Origin of the sequence: Paenibacillus sp. IHBB 3054 (genome assembly GCF_051594305.1) — a bacterium.
Lineage (GTDB): Bacteria > Bacillota > Bacilli > Paenibacillales > Paenibacillaceae > Paenibacillus_AQ.
Window position 1 is genome coordinate 15,529 of the sequence record NZ_JBOFBG010000049.1, and the last position, 18,634, is coordinate 34,162.

General features: G+C 50.4%; 20 protein-coding genes. 13 read left to right on the top strand and 7 right to left on the bottom strand.

Annotated elements, in window-relative coordinates; genetic code table 11:
* Positions 1 to 9: 9 nt before the first annotated feature.
* The 7 genes from ACQ76X_RS31855 to ACQ76X_RS31885 all read left to right on the top strand — a co-directional run bounded on the left by ACQ76X_RS31855 (position 10) and on the right by ACQ76X_RS31885 (position 6,434).
* Positions 10 to 852, top strand: a complete 843-nt coding sequence (locus ACQ76X_RS31855; RefSeq protein ID WP_438497771.1) for an SDR family NAD(P)-dependent oxidoreductase — start codon at positions 10 to 12, stop codon at positions 850 to 852.
* A gap of 96 nt (positions 853 to 948) precedes the next feature.
* Entirely contained in the window at positions 949 to 1,686 is a 738-nt protein-coding gene (locus tag ACQ76X_RS31860) for a hypothetical protein (RefSeq protein WP_438497772.1), read from the top strand.
* On the top strand, positions 1,687 to 1,887 hold the full coding sequence (locus ACQ76X_RS31865; RefSeq protein ID WP_438497774.1) for a DUF4177 domain-containing protein: 201 nt from the start codon (positions 1,687 to 1,689) through the stop codon (positions 1,885 to 1,887).
* Between the two features lie 248 nt (positions 1,888 to 2,135).
* Complete coding sequence (locus tag ACQ76X_RS31870; protein WP_438497775.1) at positions 2,136 to 3,053, top strand: polyprenyl synthetase family protein; 918 nt, start codon at positions 2,136 to 2,138, stop codon at positions 3,051 to 3,053.
* Between the two features lie 168 nt (positions 3,054 to 3,221).
* Positions 3,222 to 3,395 carry a competence pheromone ComX gene (gene comX / locus ACQ76X_RS31875; protein WP_438497776.1) on the top strand — a complete coding sequence of 58 codons (174 nt, stop codon included), beginning with the start codon at positions 3,222 to 3,224 and terminating at the stop codon, positions 3,393 to 3,395.
* A 26-nt stretch (positions 3,396 to 3,421) separates the two neighbouring features.
* Positions 3,422 to 5,797, top strand: coding sequence for a sensor histidine kinase (locus ACQ76X_RS31880; RefSeq protein ID WP_438497777.1), 2,376 nt, complete (start codon positions 3,422 to 3,424; stop codon positions 5,795 to 5,797).
* A complete protein-coding gene (locus ACQ76X_RS31885) occupies positions 5,775 to 6,434 on the top strand; it encodes a response regulator transcription factor (RefSeq protein ID WP_076113545.1) in 660 nt (219 codons plus the stop codon). Before ACQ76X_RS31880 ends, ACQ76X_RS31885 begins: the two co-directional genes overlap by 23 nt.
* 5 nt (positions 6,435 to 6,439) lie before the next feature.
* Here the strand turns inward: ACQ76X_RS31885 and ACQ76X_RS31890 are convergent, their stop codons facing one another.
* Positions 6,440 to 6,895 (bottom strand): VOC family protein, encoded by a 456-nt coding sequence (locus ACQ76X_RS31890; RefSeq protein ID WP_438497778.1) that lies wholly within the window; start codon positions 6,893 to 6,895, stop codon positions 6,440 to 6,442.
* A gap of 159 nt (positions 6,896 to 7,054) precedes the next feature.
* Here ACQ76X_RS31890 and ACQ76X_RS31895 point away from each other — a divergent pair, with 159 nt between their 5' ends.
* Positions 7,055 to 7,489 (top strand): Lrp/AsnC family transcriptional regulator, encoded by a 435-nt coding sequence (locus ACQ76X_RS31895; RefSeq protein WP_438497780.1) that lies wholly within the window; start codon positions 7,055 to 7,057, stop codon positions 7,487 to 7,489.
* An 816-nt stretch (positions 7,490 to 8,305) separates the two neighbouring features.
* On the top strand, positions 8,306 to 8,677 hold the full coding sequence (locus ACQ76X_RS31900) for a RidA family protein (protein ID WP_438497781.1): 372 nt from the start codon (positions 8,306 to 8,308) through the stop codon (positions 8,675 to 8,677).
* A 67-nt stretch (positions 8,678 to 8,744) separates the two neighbouring features.
* On the opposite strand, the gene tlp is transcribed toward ACQ76X_RS31900, so the two are convergent.
* The 3 genes from tlp to ACQ76X_RS31915 form a co-directional block, all read right to left on the bottom strand.
* Positions 8,745 to 8,969, bottom strand: coding sequence for a small acid-soluble spore protein Tlp (tlp, locus tag ACQ76X_RS31905; protein ID WP_438497782.1), 225 nt, complete (start codon positions 8,967 to 8,969; stop codon positions 8,745 to 8,747).
* Positions 8,970 to 9,108: 139 nt separating this feature from the next.
* Positions 9,109 to 10,401 carry a sensor histidine kinase gene (locus ACQ76X_RS31910; protein WP_438497783.1) on the bottom strand — a complete coding sequence of 431 codons (1,293 nt, stop codon included), beginning with the start codon at positions 10,399 to 10,401 and terminating at the stop codon, positions 9,109 to 9,111.
* Entirely contained in the window at positions 10,401 to 11,078 is a 678-nt protein-coding gene (locus ACQ76X_RS31915; protein ID WP_076113538.1) for a response regulator transcription factor, read from the bottom strand. The genes ACQ76X_RS31910 and ACQ76X_RS31915 overlap by 1 nt, the downstream gene beginning before the upstream one ends.
* A 254-nt stretch (positions 11,079 to 11,332) precedes the next feature.
* Here ACQ76X_RS31915 and ACQ76X_RS31920 point away from each other — a divergent pair, with 254 nt between their 5' ends.
* From ACQ76X_RS31920 to ACQ76X_RS31930, 3 genes are read left to right on the top strand one after another with little or no spacing between them, the layout of a single operon-like run.
* Positions 11,333 to 12,076: a polyphosphate polymerase domain-containing protein gene (locus ACQ76X_RS31920; protein ID WP_438497784.1), complete on the top strand. Its 744-nt coding sequence runs from the start codon at positions 11,333 to 11,335 to the stop codon at positions 12,074 to 12,076.
* A complete protein-coding gene (locus ACQ76X_RS31925; protein ID WP_438497785.1) occupies positions 12,069 to 12,752 on the top strand; it encodes a DUF4956 domain-containing protein in 684 nt (227 codons plus the stop codon). Before ACQ76X_RS31920 ends, ACQ76X_RS31925 begins: the two co-directional genes overlap by 8 nt.
* Before the next feature lie 22 nt (positions 12,753 to 12,774).
* A complete protein-coding gene (locus ACQ76X_RS31930) occupies positions 12,775 to 14,922 on the top strand; it encodes a carbohydrate-binding domain-containing protein (RefSeq protein WP_438497786.1) in 2,148 nt (715 codons plus the stop codon).
* A gap of 77 nt (positions 14,923 to 14,999) precedes the next feature.
* On the opposite strand, the gene ACQ76X_RS31935 is transcribed toward ACQ76X_RS31930, so the two are convergent.
* Positions 15,000 to 15,914, bottom strand: a complete 915-nt coding sequence (locus tag ACQ76X_RS31935) for a phosphatidate cytidylyltransferase (RefSeq protein ID WP_038601130.1) — start codon at positions 15,912 to 15,914, stop codon at positions 15,000 to 15,002.
* Positions 15,915 to 16,010: 96 nt separating this feature from the next.
* Here ACQ76X_RS31935 and ACQ76X_RS31940 point away from each other — a divergent pair, with 96 nt between their 5' ends.
* Positions 16,011 to 16,553: a hypothetical protein gene (locus ACQ76X_RS31940; RefSeq protein WP_438497787.1), complete on the top strand. Its 543-nt coding sequence runs from the start codon at positions 16,011 to 16,013 to the stop codon at positions 16,551 to 16,553.
* 31 nt (positions 16,554 to 16,584) lie between these two features.
* Here ACQ76X_RS31940 and ACQ76X_RS31945 read toward each other — a convergent pair whose 3' ends face one another.
* Both ACQ76X_RS31945 and ACQ76X_RS31950 read right to left on the bottom strand, forming a co-directional pair.
* Entirely contained in the window at positions 16,585 to 17,481 is an 897-nt protein-coding gene (locus ACQ76X_RS31945) for a diacylglycerol/lipid kinase family protein (protein ID WP_438497789.1), read from the bottom strand.
* A 101-nt stretch (positions 17,482 to 17,582) separates the two neighbouring features.
* On the bottom strand, positions 17,583 to 18,440 hold the full coding sequence (locus ACQ76X_RS31950; protein WP_438497790.1) for an alpha/beta fold hydrolase: 858 nt from the start codon (positions 18,438 to 18,440) through the stop codon (positions 17,583 to 17,585).
* Positions 18,441 to 18,634 lie beyond the last annotated feature (194 nt).

Sequence of the window (18,634 nt, forward strand, 5' to 3'; positions counted from 1 at the left end):
GGGGATGAGATGATGGGAAATGCAATGAAACCGGAGAAGTTGAAACCCGGCAAGGCACAGTGGAAAGAACGTCCGATTCGTGCTGTTGAAGGCAAGAAGCTGCTTGGACAATGGGCAATGGTGACCGGTGCCGGAAGCCGGATAGGGGCAGAAATCGCTGAGCATTTTGCGGAGTCCGGCGCTTCTATAGTGCTCACGGAGCTGCCCGAATTTCTGGAGAATGCCGAGAATGAGGCTGAACGGCTTCAGCGCTTATACGGTGTTGAGGTGCTGTGCAAGCCCCTTGACCTGCGCAGCGTGGAGGACATCGAGCGGTGTGTGCGTTCTATCGAAGAACAGGTAGAGAGCATCGATATTCTGATCAACAATGCAGGCGTGAACCTGCTGTCGCCTGCGCTGAGTCTGAGCGAGGAGCAATGGGATTTCGTCGTAGATATTAATCTCAAGGGCACGTTCTTCCTGACCAGAGAGGTCGCGAAGACGATGGTCCGCCATAAGCGGGGCTCCATCATTATGATTGCTTCCCATGACGGTGTAGTAGGCAGTGAGAACCATGCGCCCTACAGCGCCAGCAAGGCAGGCCTGATTCATCTAACACGCTCCCTGGCTGCTGAATGGGCGAAACACGGGATTAGAGTCAATGCGGTGTCCCCAACCTTTGTCATTACCGATGACAATGAGCAGGTGATGGATGGTCCTCAGTTCCGGCGCACGAACCTGCCGCGTATTCCGCTCCGCAAGTTTGCGGTACCGGAGGATATTGCGAATTCAGTACTTTTTCTTGCCACAGATTCTGCAAGCATGATCACCGGGCACAATCTGGTGGTCGATGGCGGTTGGACCGTAGTTTAACCTGTGGTTATCCTGGACGCTCGTCAGCGCCTGATCTCTCCTCCATCCTTTTCCATCAGACTCCAGGACCAAATCTATTACAAGGATGTGTTAAGAATGCAGGTTAAATCTATGGATTGGCGGTCGGAGCGTGAACTTGAGGAAGAGCAGATGGCGCTGAACTATCATTTCAATTCCAATGTGAATCCGCAGCTTGAGGTGCTGACCCGCTCGCGGATGAAAATGCTGAATCAACTGTTTGCCCAGAGGAATGTTGAGGTGAAACCGACAAAACGTTATTTCTCTTCCCCTTCCTTCGGGCTGCGGAAGAGCGAGCTGGCAGAGCATCCGTTCATGATGAAATTGCTTGTCCATTTGCAGGAGCTTCAGGTCCAGTCCAGACCGTTTCTGGATTATGAACCCTTAAGGGAGCTGGGCGGGGCCAAGCTGGACGGTCCGGAGCTGTATATCTTTTCGAGAAGCCCGGTATCCGGCAGGCATGAGCTGTTCTACTGCAATCCGGCAGAAATGGTGGTTAAGCGAGTGAAGGAGACAGACCCCGGCATTTGGAACCGGCTGTTCCATTCCGATCTGATCCAGGGAACGGCGGAGGCAGCCGTATTTGTAACGGCCAACATCCAAAGCTCCATGAAGTTGTTCGGAGAACGGGGGTACCGGCTCAGCTTGCTGGAAGGCGGGCGGTTAACAGAGCGTTTATCACAGTGCACCCACAAATTCGGGTGGAAGTTCCAGCCTGTTGCCACTTTTTATGACCGGGCCGTTCAGGAGCTGCTGGAAATAGACGGGCATTCTGAAGTGGTGCTTTCCTGTATGATTCTGGAGGAGGTGAAATAGATGTACCAATACAAATTTGTCAAAGTCGATTTAAAGGGAATCCTGCAAAGCAAGCCTGAGGAGGATTATCACGAACTTATTCATGAGCATGCCCGTGAGGGGTGGAGGCTGTTTCAAATTTTTGCTCCGAACACCTATGGCTTTGGAACTGCGGCCTTTTTGGAATTGGTTTTTGAACGTTCAATTACTGACTATCACTGAAGCTTGAGGCATATTCCTGAACCGGTATTCCGGTTTGCGGGCTCGGCCGATAATGGCCGGGTCTTATTGTTCGACAGCGGAATTAGAGCGATGTTGACAAGAATATCGCATGTTATACCATCCACAAGAAGGAAATACTAAGAGAATATAGAATACCCTTCTATTAGAGGAATCTGCTTGACGCGCGGCAACTTTGGCGTACCCCATGATGCGTTTAGGAGACCGAAATCGATTGGGGGCTTCTGAGGATGGATGGCTGTGCAGAAATGATAGAGCTGGAAATCAGGGCGGGGTTGCGGTCGTTTTTCACCGTGCCGCATTTATTGGAGCAAGGAACAGCCTGTGTGGAAGAGAAACTGCGGGAATCACTGCTGTTCAGCAGAATGACAGTGCTTCATTACCGGGCGTTTGGCGGAAGCGGTAAGGCGATTTACCGTGCCGCCGCTGCTGTGGAGCTGATGATCCTGAGCCTGGATATCATTGATGATCTGCAGGACAAGGATAACAAAGAAACGGTATGGAGCCGGATGAGTCCGGAAATCGCCCTGAATATTGCCCTTGGGCTGTTGACGCTTTCCCAGCAGATGCTGTTGACCGGCGATTTCCCGGAGGAGCGGGCGAGCGGTGCCGCACGGCTGATGAATGAGCAGGTGCTCTCTGCCATTAATGGCCAAACAACAGATCTGCTGAACGATATTGAGAGCGAAGAAGAATACATAGAGATGGTAAGGCAGAAATCTGCGGGTCTGCTAGTGGCTGCCTGTATGATTGGAACACTGCTGGCAACCGGCGAAATCCATGAAGAGGTAAGGAAGTACGCGGAGGAACTCGGAATTGCAGCCCAAATGAAAAATGATATCCGTGACCTGCTGAACTGGGACAACAAAAATGATTTCTGGAACCGCAAAAAGACACTGCCGACACTGTATCTGCTTCAGTCCATCCCGGAGGGAGAGGGCTGGATCACCGATTATTTTGAGGCACGTCTAGAATTGGAGGAGGTGGCACACCGCAAAGAAGAGATTGAGCGTATTATCGAGCAATCGGGAACGTTCCTGTATTCTTCTATCCGAATGAGAACTCACTATTATAATTATCTGGATTTAGTAGGCAAGCTTGGGCTTGCCCCCGTCTGGCAGGAACAGATGCTTGCGATGGCAGACTGAGCCAGAGGGTACCGTAAAGCCCGCCACAAACCACCGCAAAAGCCCGCAATCACACCGCAATTACATTTGCGGAAAGTACTGGCATGGTTGTCGTTTCCAGTTGGGACAACACCTGGTATATTGAATTCAAGAGGAAGACCTCTTATAAACCGATTGGGGGAATGTTAAATGTTGAAGGAAATGGTTCAAAAGTTGATGGCAGATCCAAGTGCGTGGACTCGTGTACAGACTGGACAACTTCAATTGGCGGGAATGAGTGAAACAGAACATAGAGCATTTATTGACGTGCTGGGCAGCAGAGAAGGCAAAGCTGAACCCCGCATGGCACTATATTGGTGCTAATCTAGCTTTATTTGGAGGAAACCGGATTGTCGAGAAGAATGAACGTTGCCGCTTTCTCAGTCATTGTCATCATTCTTGCCGTCTATCTTTCCCAGAGCATATTGCAGCAGAGAATGATTGGGACTGACCTCAAAAAGGATGGCCAGGGACGTTACGTGGTAGCAGATACTACTGCTGGCTACTGGGGATATGGGAAGATTCTTTCGGGCGATATTATAGAAGAAATTGATGGAAGCTCCGCCTCTTCATTTCATTCGGTTAAGCGATTTGATGTAATAGAAGGGGCTTCCACCATCACTCTGATCCGCAATCAGCCTGATGGCGGACAGGAGCGAATCAAGCTTGTTGTAGCGAAGGGAATTGGATCTGAGAATCTGCTGCTGGAATTTATTTTGCCGGTATCCTCATTACTGTTATTCGCCGGATTCTCACTGTTTGTTTACAAGCGCAAGAAAGAAGACAAGGCGGCTATATATCTGATCCTGTTTTTCTTATCGACCGGTTTTGCCTATTTCAGCGCTGCTTCTTCCGGGAGAGCGGATATTTTAGGCTACCTAATCTTTTTTGCCACCTTCTCGTTGGTCCCGGTATTTTTCCTGCAATTTCTCAACCAGTATTTGAAACAGTATCAAGAGCCTTTGGTTCCCAAAAGCGTATTTATTGGCTTTTATTGTATTGCTGGTGCGATTATCATTGTGCAGATCATCACAATATTAACGGGATATAACTTGCTTTTCTTCTTAGAAGCACGACCTTCGTTACCTTTTTTTATCTTTACAAATCTCTACACTATTTATAAATTGATTCAGAAATTTGTGGTACACCGCCGGGATTCACTGCGAAATTTATTTAAGCTGACCTTACTGGGTCATTTGCTTGGATTTATGCCGTTTATCCTGTTATTTGGCGTGCCGAGATTATTTGGTATAACCCTGCTTACTCCGCAGGTGGCCTCGATTTTTCTATTGGCAATTCCCGTAGTGTACTTGTATATGTTCACTACAAGACAGCTGTTTGATATTGATTTTGTTCTGAGCCGTTTTCTTTACCATATTATTATTGCGTTTATCCCAACTTCGCTAATTACCACCTTCGGGGCTCTGATTACCCAGCAGCACAATTATACGTGGGTTCGATGGGTACAGTTGTTTCTGATGGTGTATTTTATTGTTACGATCCTGTTATTCAGCAAGGAGTATGCCGATTTTCGGTTCAGACCAAGTTTTAACAAGAACCTGTACAGCTTCCAGGGAAGCCTGGACCGGTTCTCTACCCGTATTTCACGGGTGATGAAGCGGGCCGACCTGGAGCGGTTGCTGGTACAGGAGGTCCTCTCCATATTACTGGTCAAGAAAGTGGCCTTTCTGGAGGTGAACCGGGAATCGGGTCCCCGGGGAAGCTCGAAGCCAGATTCCGGTGAGGTGCCTATCTCTGTAATATCTAGCCTAAGGGATGCTGCTCATAAACTGGCCGTTGGAGAGACTGTGGCCGTTCCTTCAGGATTATGCATTGTTATGGGGCAGAAAGGCTCTACCTTTCACGTCCTCTGGCTGGCGGATAAGGAGAACCGCACCAAATACAATCTGGATGAATTGAGCTGGCTGAAAACCTTGGCTAATTACAGCGCCATCGTGTACGAGAATCTATATCTGATCGAAAATTTGATTGAAGATCTTGAACAGGAATTTCAGAAGCAAAAGGGAGCTTCACCGTGGGTGATGCGTCTGATCTTTAATCTCTCGGAGACGGAACGGCGCCGGCTGGCTGCTGACCTGCATGATTCGGCGCTGCAGGACCAGCTGATCTGGTACCGCAAGCTGGAAACGGTCATGATCGACCATCATATGCCGGAGGATATCTATCACGAGCTTGAGACTGTACGGGAAGGTCTGCTGGATGTTATCCACCAGATTCGCGAGACCTGCAATGAGATGAGACCGCCGCTGCTTAAGGAAATGGGGATTGTCGAAGCGCTCGGGCAATTGTTCGAGCAGGCTCAGATCCGTTCAAATTATGTGATCAATTTCCAGGTGACGGATCATATAACAGAATTAAGTGATGAACAGACATTAGCGCTGTTCCGCATCGTTCAGGAACTGCTGCGCAACGCCAATAAGCATGCCAAAGCTACAGTGGTTGAGATTGGACTTGAGCAACGGGAGTCGATCCGGCTGATGTATAAAGATAACGGGGTTGGGATGGAATTGGGTGAATTGAATGATTCCTACCAGCACATGGGTCTGTCAGGCATTAAGGAGAGAGTGCGCAGTCTGGAGGGCGAAATCTTCTTCCAATCGGTAGTCGGTGAAGGACTTGAGGTCTGCATCACGCTGCCGCTGGAGTCAGCAAGTATGACAAGAGAGGGTGGGGACGATTTAGATGATAAAAATCTTGCTGGTTGATGACCATCCTTCCGTGGGTGAAGGAACCAAAAATATGATTGAGCAGGATCCGGAGATGAAAGTCACGGTGATTCTCTCAGCGATGGAGGCACTGGAGCTGGTCAAGTCGGAGAGCTTCGATGTCATGCTGTTTGATCTGAATATGCCGGTGATCAGCGGTCTTGAGCTGACCAAGCGGATGATGAGCGTCCAGCCCGAGAGCCGGGTGTTAATCTATACAGGGTATGAGATCAGCCCCAACTTCAACTTGCTGATTGACTCCGGCGTATCAGGCTTCGTGAGCAAGACGGTTACCCGCGAGCAGCTCCTTAACGCGATCCGCTGCGTTCTCCGGGATGAAGCAATCATCCCGGTCTCCCTGCTGCGGCAGCTGCGGCGCAGGGATATCCGTCTCAATGAGTCCAAGGAAGAGAAAATGCTGGAGGAAGTATCCATTAACGAACGGGAGCAGGAGATACTGCAGGAAGTGTCCAACGGGAACAGCAACAAGGATATCGCTTCCAAGATGCTGATGAGCCAGCGGACGGTAGAATATAACCTGACGCGTATCTTTGAGAAGCTGGGCGTCCGTTCCCGCGCCGAGGCGGTAGTGGAGGCCCGGCGGCTGAAGCTGATCAATTTCAATGATTTTATGTAAGGAGATCATCCCTCAGCGGAACGAGTCCAATCCACCTCTTCAATGAATTCGATGATCTCCCCGTTCGGGCTGTGAACGAGCGCGTTTCGCACAATGAGCGGCGGTTCACCGAGCGACAATTCGTCGGGCTCTATACAGGCCTTTGCTCCATGAGCAAGGGCTTTTTGATATGTTTCCCGGGCATTGTCGACATAGAAGGCCAGATGCAGCAGCGCACCGTGAGCAACATCCTCTTCGCGCTTCGCTTTTTTTCCTTGAGCCGCAATCACCGCTTCATCGTCAAAAAGCTCAATGCAGGTTCTTTGATCCGGTGAGAGCAGCATGCAAGCCTCGTTGATCTTGAAAGCAGGCAGGCTCCAATGATGCGTCACCTTGAACTCTAACACTTCTGTATAAAAAGCAAGTGTTGCCTGATAATCCTTCGCTTGGATTGCCACATGGGCAAGGCCCTTAATACTCACGTATAATCTCCCCCTAACTAAGATGCAATTAATTATAGGGAAAAGAAACATTGAATTACATACGAATAATAAGGGTTTTATAGTAAAATGATTATTTATTATAAGGTTTTTCAGCTGGAAAGCGTTATTTTGTTAAAACTTGCTCAGGAGGTGCCCTATATGGAGTATCCAATGGATGAAATTGATAAACAGATTATGCAGTTGCTGCAGCGCAACGCGCGGATGCCCGTGTCCCAGATCAGTAAAGAAATTTCCATGTCCCAACCCTCCGTAAAGGAAAGGATCATCAAGCTGGAAGAACGGAACATCATTTCCGGGTATACTGCGGCGTTTAATTTAAATAAGCTGAACCGGGGCACGACTACGTTCATCCTGCTCAAAACAGAATATTGCCAGGAACTCGTTGATTTCTGCGAACAAGCCTGGGAGGTGACGGACTTGTTCCGCATCAGCGGAGAATACAACTACCTTATCAAAGTGCAGACGGCATCCATCGGCGAACTGGCGGAATTCCAGGACTCCCTGATGAAGCTTGGACCCTCCAAGTCGCATATCAGCCTGAAAAATATTTTGGAAAACCGGATTCTGCTCTAGAGCATGTCTTCAAACTGGAAGAGCTCTGGGGAAGCAGGGATTTAGTATTGAAAGTAGGGGACCTAAAAGCCCGCAACGGGTTCGTTTACTCGTAACGGACTCAGGAGGCGCTATGGAGAGTAAAACACCTGTTAATTCTCTTTTGCGGACCCAGGCGACCTTATCTGCTCTGCATTCTATCTAAAAACGGCCAGTAGGGAGAAATAACTGCGCTGGAGTCCGTTTTCCTACTGTAACAGGCTAAAAGCCCCAATTAAGTGCAACTCGGTCCGTTCGTGCTCAGAGCCAGGAATACACTTTCCGGACGCACACACACGCCTTCGGAAAAAGAGCGAAGTCTTTGAAACACCGAGACGTAAGCCTCCACCGAAAAAACTACCTAGTGGCGAAACGCCTTTCTCCGCGTGTGATCAGAAAATGCTATTGTACCCATGATTCCTTAGGGCATACAGCAGCAGGTTTTGGCGGGGAAGCGGTTTGAAGATACGCTCTAGATCAGCCTCTGAGTAAATATTTCTTTGCTATACAGATTGAACTTGGAATTTAAAAAGGGTGGAAGTGACGGAGGGGAAGTTTGGATACTTACGGAGCGACAGCGTCCGCCTTTGTCTGTGGATTTCAACCGCAAACTGCGGAATAAAATCAAGAAATCTGCAGACAACAGCGGCCGGAAGTCCAAACATTCTCCGCAGTTACGACAATAACCCAAACCAGAAAGATCTTAAGTTCAAACTATATAGTTGCGATCTGCGACAAACTGTTGTCCGATATCACCCTATATAATCGGTGTATCTTGTATAGGGAGATGGTAATTAGATGAGCGAAATCGTTAGACTTGATGTAAATGAAGAGTATGCCTATTCGGGCATTGTTGAGGCGGGGGATTTTATCTTTCTCAGCTTCTGTGTCGGCAATGTGGGCGGATCGGCAGCGGAGCAGGTTGAAGGGGCACTGAATGATATGAGCCAGAGATTGCAGCAGGTGAATTTGCAGCTGGATGCTGTCGTAAAGGTGGATATCCTGCTTAGGGATGTATGGGATATTCCGGTCATGGAAGAAGTGTTCAAACGCAGGTTCAAAGGTAAATATCCGGCCAGAAAAACCATTTCCACCGAGTTTGCCCATGTGGGGGGTCCGGATGGACTCAAGGTACAGATAGACGCAGTGGCCTATAATCCCCGCAAGTAGTGAAATATCGACGTACAAACGGCGGTCCAGCCCGGGATAAACCGGGTGGGCCGCCGTTTGCGGTCAACTACTCCTGGGAATGAGCTGCCTCGTCCTTAACTTCCTCGCGGAAGCCACGGATGCTTTCCTTGCGCCGTTCATTCTTTTCTTCAATCTGGCTCCGTTCTTCACTGCTGATTTCTGAAGCAAACTCGTTTAAATAACCTTCAGCTTCTTCAAGGTTCTGCTCTGTATTCTGAATGCTCTGCTGTAAATGCTCTACATTGTCTGCACGGTTATCCGGTTTTGCCATAGGTTGATCGCCTCCTGTTATTAACGCGCTCCGTAAGAACGCTAACCAGTAGGTTGACCTTTACCGGATGATTTCATGCATGGGAAGCAAAAAAGTCGGACCGCTGACACAAAAGGATAACCGTAGTCTATGTTTCTTCTCAAGACAGCTGGACATAAAATGTAGTGGATTCTCCCATCACACTTCGGGCGTAAATTTTGCCCTTATGCTGCTGCTCGACAATGGATTTGGCAATGGCCAGGCCAAGCCCATACCCGCCTTGCTTGCGTGCCCGGGAAGCATCGGTGCGGTAGAACCGGTCGAAGATCCGCGGGAGATGCTCCGGGGCGATGCCCTCTCCGGTATTGGTAACGGCCAGCACCACATCATTATGCTGTTTGCGCAAGGATAGGCTCACCTCACCTTTCGGACCGGTATATTTCACAGCGTTGTCCAGCAGAATCATGACCACCTGCTTGATCTGCTCACTGTTTCCCTGAATGGTCAGATGAGGCTCAATATCATACTCCAGAGCAACGTTCTTCTCGAAGATTACAGCTTCCATCGTCAGAATGATATTCTCGACCGCTTCGCTGATATCAAAAGGGGTATGGATCATGCCCGTCCGTGAATCATCTATTTCCGTTAAATAGAGCAGGTCATTCGTCAGCTTGGCCATCCGCTCTGTCTCCGACTTGATATAGTGCAGCCACTTCGACTGCCGGTCAATCGTGTCCTCCCCATTGGAGAGCAGCACATCGGTATTGGTACTAATGATGGCGAGCGGTGTCTTCAGCTCATGGGAGGCATCGGCGATGAACTGTTTCTGCTTATCAAAGGCTTCTTTGACCGGCTGGATTGAGCGGTTGGCAAAATACCGGCTGGTGAAATAGAGAATAATCAGCATGACCACGCCTACGATAGTAAAAGTATAGTTGAGATTGGTCAGAATCTCCTGCCGGGCGGTGATGTCGAGGAAGACCAGCATATGCCCGTTAGTGGTTGGCTGTATCTCAAAGGTCCAGTCGCTGCCGTCGAGGGTGAAGCGCCCGGTATTTTTGCCTGTGGATACCGCTTCCTGCAGCGCCTGCTGATAGAACTCGTCTTCCATGGTAAATTGTGATTTTGGCGTCCCTGTTTGGTTCCACTGATCATCCGTTTCAATCATGAAGGACACGGAACGTTCCGGCGGGGGATTTCCGCCGCCCATGCTGCCCATGTCCCCGCCATCCAGCAGCGGCATTCCGGTGACAGTGCCGTTATCCCGCGGCCCGTCAGAATTGTTGCCCTTCCGTTTCTGGTACAACTCTACACTCCGGTGCAGTTCCATTTCATTCTTAGCCTGCACATCCAGGTAGGAAATGATGTAGATGGCGGCGAAGGCGGCAAGCATCATCACGGAGATAGTGACCAGATTGACGATCAGGAACCGGTTTCTGAGCTTTTTGAACATCAGGTATTCACCTCTAATACATAGCCGACGTTCCGGATTGTGCTGATGCGTATGGCCGAACCCAGGAACGTGAGCTTTTTGCGCAGAAAAGAGATATAGACCTCCACATTGTTATGCTCCGCCTCGGAATCGAATCCCCACAGCTTCTCAATAATCTGCTCCTTGGAGGTTACGGATTGTTTCCGTATGATCAGCAGCTCCAGCAGCTCGCTTTCCTTGAGGTTCAGCTTCATTTCCTTGCCGTTCACCGTAAGCCGCAGATTGGTCGTATTCAGCTCCAAATCCCCGAACTTCAGCGCATCATCCGGCAGAACCTCGCCTTTGCGCCGCAGCACCGCCCGTATCCGGGCCAGCAGTTCCTCTGATGAAAAAGGTTTGGCGATATAGTCATCAGCCCCGTAATCGAGCCCAGTTACCATATCCGTAATTTCGCCTTTGGCAGTCAGAAAAATGACAGGTGTAGCCACTTCCTTATTCCGGAGCGCCCTCAGCACGCTGATTCCATCCATCTCCGGCATCATGATGTCGAGCAGCAGCAAATCATAGATCCCGCTTAACGCGTAATCAAGCCCCGATCTGCCGTCATGCACGGCGTCTACCGAATAATTATGTTTCTTCAAGATTTGCGTGACGGCCTCCGCCAGATGCACCTCGTCTTCTACTATTAATATTCTCATAGGGTTAAACATCCTCTGCATAAATTATGTGCTTGCTGCTTACGCCATTATAACAAGATTACCTTTAGCGAACCTTAATGGAATCTCTTTCTTCATATATAGCAAGCGCCGCTATGTCCCCTTTTGTTAAGCCGGTGTAAAAAAATTAAACCTGTGTAAAACCATTTAAGCTTCACTAAAGGTTCGGGGACTAAGATACATTCATAAGCAAGCGGGACACACGAAATATTCGAATAAGAAAGGATCTGAACCCCATGGCGATCGAAGTTTTCAACCGATATGAGAACAAGTATTTGTTCGACAATGAAGCCTACCACCACCTTTACAATGAATTGCTTCAATATATGGAGCCTGACGATTACAACAAGCAGCATGAATATTACTCCATCACCAATCTGTATTATGACACGGCGCACCATACGCTGATCCGCAACAGCCTGGCTAAACCGAAATACAAGGAAAAGCTTAGGTTAAGAGCTTACGGGATACCAAGTGGAGAGACGAAGGTCTACCTGGAAATTAAGAAAAAGGTGTTCGGCCTGGTCAACAAAAGAAGAACTTCGCTGACACTGCACGAGGCATATGATTTTGTCCGCACAGGAGTCGAACCGGAATACAAGGATTACATGAACAAGCAGGTTATTGAAGAAATCAAATACTTCCTGACACGATATGATTTGCAGCCTATGGTGTATCTGTCCTATGACCGCAAAGCGATGTTCTGCAAAAATAACCGCGATCTCCGCATCACGTTCGACACGAATATCCGCAGCCGGCGGTACGATCTCAAGATGGAGCATGGCACTCACGGCGAACCGCTGATGGAGCCGGGCCAATGGCTGATGGAAGTGAAGGCGGAAAAAACGATCCCGGTCTGGCTCTCCAAAATGCTCTCCGAACACCAAATGTACCGCACGAGCTTCTCCAAATACGGCAATGAATATAAAAAAATGCTAAGAAACAGTAAAACAGAAAGTGAGAGTGTCCTGTATGCTTGATAACCTTTTTTCGGCGGCTCTGACGAGTACAGAATTAACGTTCACAAACGCCATTCTAACCATCCTGACCGCTATCGCCCTGGGCGCGATTATTAGTCTGACTTATATGAAAACAAGCCCGACGGGGTATTCGCAAAGCTTTACGCTCACGATGGTGCTGCTGCCGGTCATTGTGGCCATCATCATCCTGCTGATCGGCAGCAATGTCGCCAGAGCCTTCAGCTTAGCCGGGGCGTTCTCGATCATCCGCTTCCGAAGCGCGCCGGGTGATCCGAAGGATATCACTTTTGTCCTGTTCACCATGGCCTCCGGCCTTGCCTGCGGCGTAGGCGCATTCGGTTACGCTGCACTATTTACCATTATTCTCTGCATTATTATGTTTATCCTGAACCGCACAGGTTTTGGTGTGAGAACAACAATGCAAAAAACGCTGAAAGTGACCATTCCTGAGAACCTGGGTTACGAGGAAGCTTTCGCAGAGGTTTTTGCCAAATTCAATGTCGCTTATGAACTGAAAAAGATCCGCACCACTGAGCTTGGCAGCTTATATGAACTGGTCTACGCCGTGACGATTGATGAGCACACGAGCCAGAAGGAACTGCTGGATGCGATCCGCTGCCGCAACGGTAACCTGGATCTGTCACTGACGATGAGCCCGACTCTCACAGAATACTAAAAGAATGAAGGGATTGATTGATATGAATAAATTTATCATGGGAGGTAAAGTAGGACTGGTGCTGTTGCTCGCTGCTGTAATGTCGGCTTGCGGCGCAGCCAGTTCCGCAACACAATCGGCCTCGACCCCTGCAACATCAGCAGCCGTAACGACGGCATCCGCGCAGAGCACAACGGCTTCCAGTGTACAGCTGGCAAGTGTCAAGGCAGCGGATCTGGTTACCTTTGACGAAGAAGATACCGCTACAGCTTGGAACGCGGACAGCTCCACCGCGATAGTGCTGAATGGAACGGGCGCAACCGTTAGCGGTTCCGGCGCAGCAGCCTCCGAGGGAGTAGTAACCATTACAGCGGCAGGTACTTATGTTGTCAGCGGAACGCTGAATGAAGGGCAGATCATTATTGATGTTCAGGATAAAGGAAGTGTTCATCTCGTGCTGAACGGCGCTACGCTTCATAACAGCAGCAGCGCACCGGTCTACATTAAGGAAGCCGGCAAGGTCATTATGACCCTGCAGGAAGGCACGGACAACAAGATTACCGACGGCACCACCTATATCTTGGCTGATGACACTACCGATGAGCCAAGTGCGGCTATCTTCAGCAAGGCAGACCTGACGATTAACGGAACAGGCAAGCTGTCGGTTACCGCCAGCTACAAGGACGGAATCACCAGCAAGGATGACCTGAAGATTGTGTCGGGCACGATTGAAGTGCAGGCAGCCGATGACGGGATTGTCGGCAAAGATCTGATCGCCATTCAAGACGGCACAATGACTATCAATGCCGAGGGAGACGGGATCAAATCGACCAACGATGAGGATGCCGACAAAGGATTCATTGCCATTACGGCCGGAACGTTTGATATTGTGGCCGGCAACGACGGAATCCAGGCCGAGACAACGCTGGTTGCTGATGGAGGGACATTTAACCTTCTGACCGGCGGCGGCAATGCTAACGCCGAAGTGAAGACGGGCGACCAAGGAGGAGGCATGGGAATGGGCGGCGGCCGGGCCGGTATGAGAGGTACTCAGGCTCCCGCAGCCGGTACGGGTTCGGGTCAGGCACCGGCAGATCAGGCAGCGGAACCTGCTGCAACCGCTGGAACCACTGCAACGACTGCAACGAGTGACACGACAGCCGCATCAGCTGATACGGCAGCTGCAACAGAAACCGAATCCACGAGCGCTAAAGGGCTGAAAGCCGGAGGAGATCTTACGGTGAACGGCGGAAGCTTCACGATTGATTCCGCTGATGATGCGGTGCACAGCAACAGCAATGTCTCCATATCGGGCGGAGAACTCCAGATTGCCGCAGGAGATGATGGTATTCATGCGGATAGCCTGACAAGCCTGTCGGGTGGAACCGTTAATATTACAAAGAGCTATGAAGGAATTGAAGGCGCGAATATCACCATTGCAGGCGGTGAGATTGATGTGACTGCGTCCGATGACGGTGTGAATGTTGCCGGAGGCAATGATGATAATTCTGCAGAAGGAACACAGAGACAGGATCAGTTCACCAGCTCCGGCAACAACCTGCTCACGATTAGCGGAGGCACACTAACCGTTGATGCTGCAGGGGACGGATTGGATTCGAACGGATCGGTCGTGATGACAGGAGGTACTGTGATCACCAATGGTCCAACAGCTGATGGCAATGGCGCTTTGGACTATGACGGAACCTTCGAGATCACCGGCGGTTATCTGGTAGTAGCGGGAAGTGCGGGTATGCTTCAGGCTCCAACTGATGCATCCAGCCAATACTCGATCGCCATGACGTTCACGGATTCGCAGGAGGCTGGACAACTGGTTCATCTGCAGGACAGCGACGGCAATACGATCGCTACGTTTGCTCCATCGAAGAGCTACAGATCAGTAGTCATCAGCTCGCCGGATCTTAAAGAAGGCGGGTCGTACACCCTCTCCACCGGCGGAAGCTCGACAGGTACGGCAGTGGATGGCCTGTACACTGACGGCGCTTATAGCGGCGGTACCGAAGTGGTATCCTTCGACATCTCCAGCAGCGTAACCTGGTTGAATGAATCCGGAGTAACCACTGCCACGAGCGGTATGGGCGGCGGCATGGGTGGCGGTGGAACGAGACCTGAAGGCGGATTTGGCGGCGGAGGTACTCCGCCGACCGGAGCTGAGGGCGAAGTTCAGCAGTAAAAGAAGGTAGTACAATGCAGCAAGCAGCACGTCTCCGGTCAGCGGAGGCGTGCTGCTTGCTGTTTGGCGGTTTCTTCCTACATGAAATCGAAGAAATAACGGATGACATGGAAGAAGACCGGCGAGGTGTAAGTCAGGCTGTCGACCCGGCTTAGATAGCTTTTTTTGAGCGCATCGAACTTGTCATCATCTCCGATCAGCAAATCCCGTTTCAGCACCGAAACCGTTAAGCTGCCGAAGTAACCGCTGAGACTGATCAGCATGCCGGACAAAAGTCCGAAGGTTGGGTTAAGCGGCGTCAGGTAGGGATAGATCAGATAGGATACCCCTGTTGTTACCACAAATGCGCAGATGAACCCTTCCCAGGTCAGGTTGGGGTTGGCGGTCGGAACCACCTTGTGTTTGCCGAAATAGATCGAGGCCAGATAATGAATGACATCATTGAGCTGGGTTAATACGACCAGGAACAGGACGAGTCCGGCCCCGTATTCCGGGGTGGCAAATTGAAAGTAGGCCAGATGGCTAAGCCCGAACACCATTAGCATAAGTCCCCATTGGGTGGAGCTGACGCTACGCAGAAAGCCGAGCGTGCCTTTGTTGATCAGCCGCGGGAGCGGCAGGAGCAGAAATACATACACGGGAATGAAGACGATAAACATCCCGTACCACTCAATATAAATCCAATAGAACTGCAAAGGAATCGCCAGGTACGCCCATAGGAACAGCCGGCGGTCGGCTTTTCGGGTCCGGATCATCGAGAAGTACTCTTTTAGGGCAAAGAAAGTGAGTGCCATCAGCGACAGCAGCGAGACGACCGGATTGAACAAGGTGGCCAGGCAGAAGATGAGGAGCATGCCCCACCAGGTTTTGATGCGGAAGCCGATGCCGGTATAGTCCTTGTTCTTTTGGAGTCTGCTCACTACAACATAAATTAAATGGATGGCCGAAAGGGCAGCGAAAATAAGCACTAATGTTAATAAGGAGCGGTCTATAGCTATCACCAACTTGTCGCAGGGTAGGATTCCATTAAAGGAATCATATGTTATTATGAAGGAAACTTCCAAACTTGATAAGGGGAAATTTTGTAAATGACAGGTAATCAATCGGTCTTTATCCTGCTTACGAATACCGGCACGTTATTTACGAAGCTCATTCAAGGCTACACGAAAGCGCCGTATAATCACGCCTCGGTCGCTTTTGACCGCGGGCTTTCGGAAATGTACAGCTTCGGGAGAAAGCATCCAAGCAATCCTCTGAACGGCGGATTTGTGAAGGAGGATATTCAGACAGGCACATTCAGCAAATATCCGAATACAACATGCGTCATCTACGAGCTTCAGGTCACGGACCGCGAGGTGGAGAAAATGAAACGTGTGCTGCACATCTTTATCCGCAGCCAGCAGAAGTATCTATATAATATCCTCGGTGTTATCGGTATTGCACTGAAGGAACCGGTCGAATTCAGCAACTCCTACTTTTGCTCGCAATTTGTTGCAGAAATTCTGGACCGTTCCGGCATTAAGCTATGGAACAAGCTGCCAGCGCTCGTTACGCCCGATGATTTTCGGCAGAGCGACCGGCTGCAGTTGATTTACGAAGGGAAATTAAATCAGTATAAGCCTGTAGTATGAGGAGGGGAGGGTATTCCCCTGGGAGCGCCCGCTACTCCTCTTCAGGCACGATTACCTGAACATAACGGGGAAGGGTGCTTAACCGGATCGGCAGAGCCGGGCCCTCTTCGCCATCTACATTGGTCCGGACGGGGGCGGGTGAGCTTACGGTGACATGGCTGGACGTGAAATAAATGACATCCTTATGATCCTTCAGGTTGCCCAGCAGCAAAGAGATGCTGACTGTAAGCGTATTGAAGATATTGAGGTCTTTGATGATAAAGCAGTGAAGCAGGCCATCGTCAACTTGAGCACCCGGCGCCAGCTTTTCGAATCCGCCTACGGAGTTGGTAAGAGCGGCGACAAACAGCGGAGATTCGCCTTCCCATATCCCGCCATCATACTGGATGGTCAAGGAATGAGCCGGGTTGCCGCTTCCGGCAAGCTCTTTGAAGCCTTCTTTGAAATAGGCAAAGGCTCCCAGCCTTGATTTGTCATCTGACGATACGCCTGACAGCGTTTCGGCGAGTGAACCGGCGGCGACGACGTTTCCGAATAACCGTTCATTTAGGCGGCCGGCATCGACTGGTTGAATCCTGGAGGAGGTGAGCGCAGCGATGGCCTGTCCGGGATTCAGGGGAACCTGCAAGGCGCGGGCAAAATCATTGACCGTTCCAAGCGGAACTATACCCAGACGCGGGCGGTGCTCCTGATCAATCAGCCCGTTAATGACTTCATGGAGCGTGCCGTCGCCGCCGATGGAAACGACCAGCTCATAACCTTCCCGGCATGCAGTAATGCAGAAGCGGGTGGCGTCGCCTTCTTTGGCCGTCTCATTGATCGTAACCATGTATCCGTTATTCTGTAGAGTCTCTTCTGCCTGACTAATATATTCGAGTGCGTCCTCCTTGCCGGAGGAGGGATTAATGATGATCATAGCCTGCAGCATGCACAACATCCTTTCTGTCCAGCTGATATAGGATTCGTTGCATACCTTTACCCGAAAATACCGGCTTTGATCCTTCGCTCAAATCATTTATTTCCGCATGGCTACAGCAGTTTGGAGTTAAGCCAGGGAATCAGGATGGGCAGGACGTGTGACGCCTGCATGGCCCCGGTATGGTCGAGCTCTGGCAGCGCCGAGACCTTCCAGCCCAGCGCTTCGAGCTCTTCACGCTGCCGGAGAAAAGGCCCGGCGATGTCGACCCTCACACCTCCCCAGCGTTCATCATAATCAATAGTATCGGCAGCCCCGGCAAAACACATCCGGGGACAGCTGAGCGCGGTTTGCGCAGCACGGTCATCGAATGGCTGCAGCGCCTCATACAACGTGACGAATTGCCGCGTCTGGGCTTCGGTCAGGGTGACTTCCACCGTGGACCAGTCGAAGTCATTCCAGGTTTCGCTCTGGCTGTCGGGCGTAGGGGACGGGTACTGATGTGAGGCTTGAGACAGCTCATGCGTAGCCATCGTTACCCGGAGCATCTCCTTGTAGGGTCCGCCGATGGGAGGGAATCCTCCCATGACAAGCGCGGTGATGCGGTCTGTGTGAAGAGCCAGCTGCAGTCCGCTAAGCGCCAGCCAAGAGTAGCCGTAATAGGCGAATTTCGGCGCTTGTGCAGCATCGGCAATGGACAGAAAGTCCTTGGTAACGTTGGCGGGTGTCAGCGTATCCGGCTTCGGCTTGCTCTGGACATGCCCTTCATAGTCAAAGGCAATGACCCGGTACTTACCGCTGAGCGCGTCGATCAGTGAACGTCCCAGTGCCGGATCAGCCCCCCATTTGAGCATTTCCGCTGCCTGGGGACCTATAACAGGATACGGATTAACCGGCAGCAGCAGGTTTGGTCCTTCACCCGTAATTACGACCTCGATTTCACTTCCATCATGCAATTTTGCTGTAAGCATGATCAGCCCTCCATTTCCGCTATTTGTTACTGCATAATCTATTACACCAACCAATATACAACATTGATGCAAGAGAGAAGCTTTAGCAGAAGGCCCCTTGCCCCCAGAGGTTAAATTATTCCCGAAGGCTATCAGAGCACTTTAAGGTTATGATTGAAGGTTTGCCATCACAGGGGTGTTTTGCTACTGTTACA

Excerpts from the sequence above, each read along its gene's own strand:
- ACQ76X_RS31855 (WP_438497771.1), top strand. The coding sequence starts at position 10 with ATGATGGGAAATGCAATGAAACCGGAGAAGTTGAAACCCGGCAAGGCA.
- ACQ76X_RS31860 (WP_438497772.1), top strand. The coding sequence starts at position 949 with ATGCAGGTTAAATCTATGGATTGGCGGTCGGAGCGTGAACTTGAGGAA.
- ACQ76X_RS31865 (WP_438497774.1), top strand. The coding sequence starts at position 1,687 with ATGTACCAATACAAATTTGTCAAAGTCGATTTAAAGGGAATCCTGCAA.
- ACQ76X_RS31870 (WP_438497775.1), top strand. The coding sequence starts at position 2,136 with ATGGATGGCTGTGCAGAAATGATAGAGCTGGAAATCAGGGCGGGGTTG.
- comX (WP_438497776.1), top strand. The coding sequence starts at position 3,222 with ATGTTGAAGGAAATGGTTCAAAAGTTGATGGCAGATCCAAGTGCGTGG.
- ACQ76X_RS31885 (WP_076113545.1), top strand. The coding sequence starts at position 5,775 with ATGATAAAAATCTTGCTGGTTGATGACCATCCTTCCGTGGGTGAAGGA.
- ACQ76X_RS31895 (WP_438497780.1), top strand. The coding sequence starts at position 7,055 with ATGGAGTATCCAATGGATGAAATTGATAAACAGATTATGCAGTTGCTG.
- ACQ76X_RS31900 (WP_438497781.1), top strand. The coding sequence starts at position 8,306 with ATGAGCGAAATCGTTAGACTTGATGTAAATGAAGAGTATGCCTATTCG.
- tlp (WP_438497782.1), bottom strand. The coding sequence starts at position 8,969 with ATGGCAAAACCGGATAACCGTGCAGACAATGTAGAGCATTTACAGCAG.
- ACQ76X_RS31910 (WP_438497783.1), bottom strand. The coding sequence starts at position 10,401 with ATGTTCAAAAAGCTCAGAAACCGGTTCCTGATCGTCAATCTGGTCACT.
- ACQ76X_RS31915 (WP_076113538.1), bottom strand. The coding sequence starts at position 11,078 with ATGAGAATATTAATAGTAGAAGACGAGGTGCATCTGGCGGAGGCCGTC.
- ACQ76X_RS31920 (WP_438497784.1), top strand. The coding sequence starts at position 11,333 with ATGGCGATCGAAGTTTTCAACCGATATGAGAACAAGTATTTGTTCGAC.
- ACQ76X_RS31925 (WP_438497785.1), top strand. The coding sequence starts at position 12,069 with ATGCTTGATAACCTTTTTTCGGCGGCTCTGACGAGTACAGAATTAACG.
- ACQ76X_RS31930 (WP_438497786.1), top strand. The coding sequence starts at position 12,775 with ATGAATAAATTTATCATGGGAGGTAAAGTAGGACTGGTGCTGTTGCTC.
- ACQ76X_RS31940 (WP_438497787.1), top strand. The coding sequence starts at position 16,011 with ATGACAGGTAATCAATCGGTCTTTATCCTGCTTACGAATACCGGCACG.
- ACQ76X_RS31945 (WP_438497789.1), bottom strand. The coding sequence starts at position 17,481 with ATGCTGCAGGCTATGATCATCATTAATCCCTCCTCCGGCAAGGAGGAC.
- ACQ76X_RS31950 (WP_438497790.1), bottom strand. The coding sequence starts at position 18,440 with ATGCTTACAGCAAAATTGCATGATGGAAGTGAAATCGAGGTCGTAATT.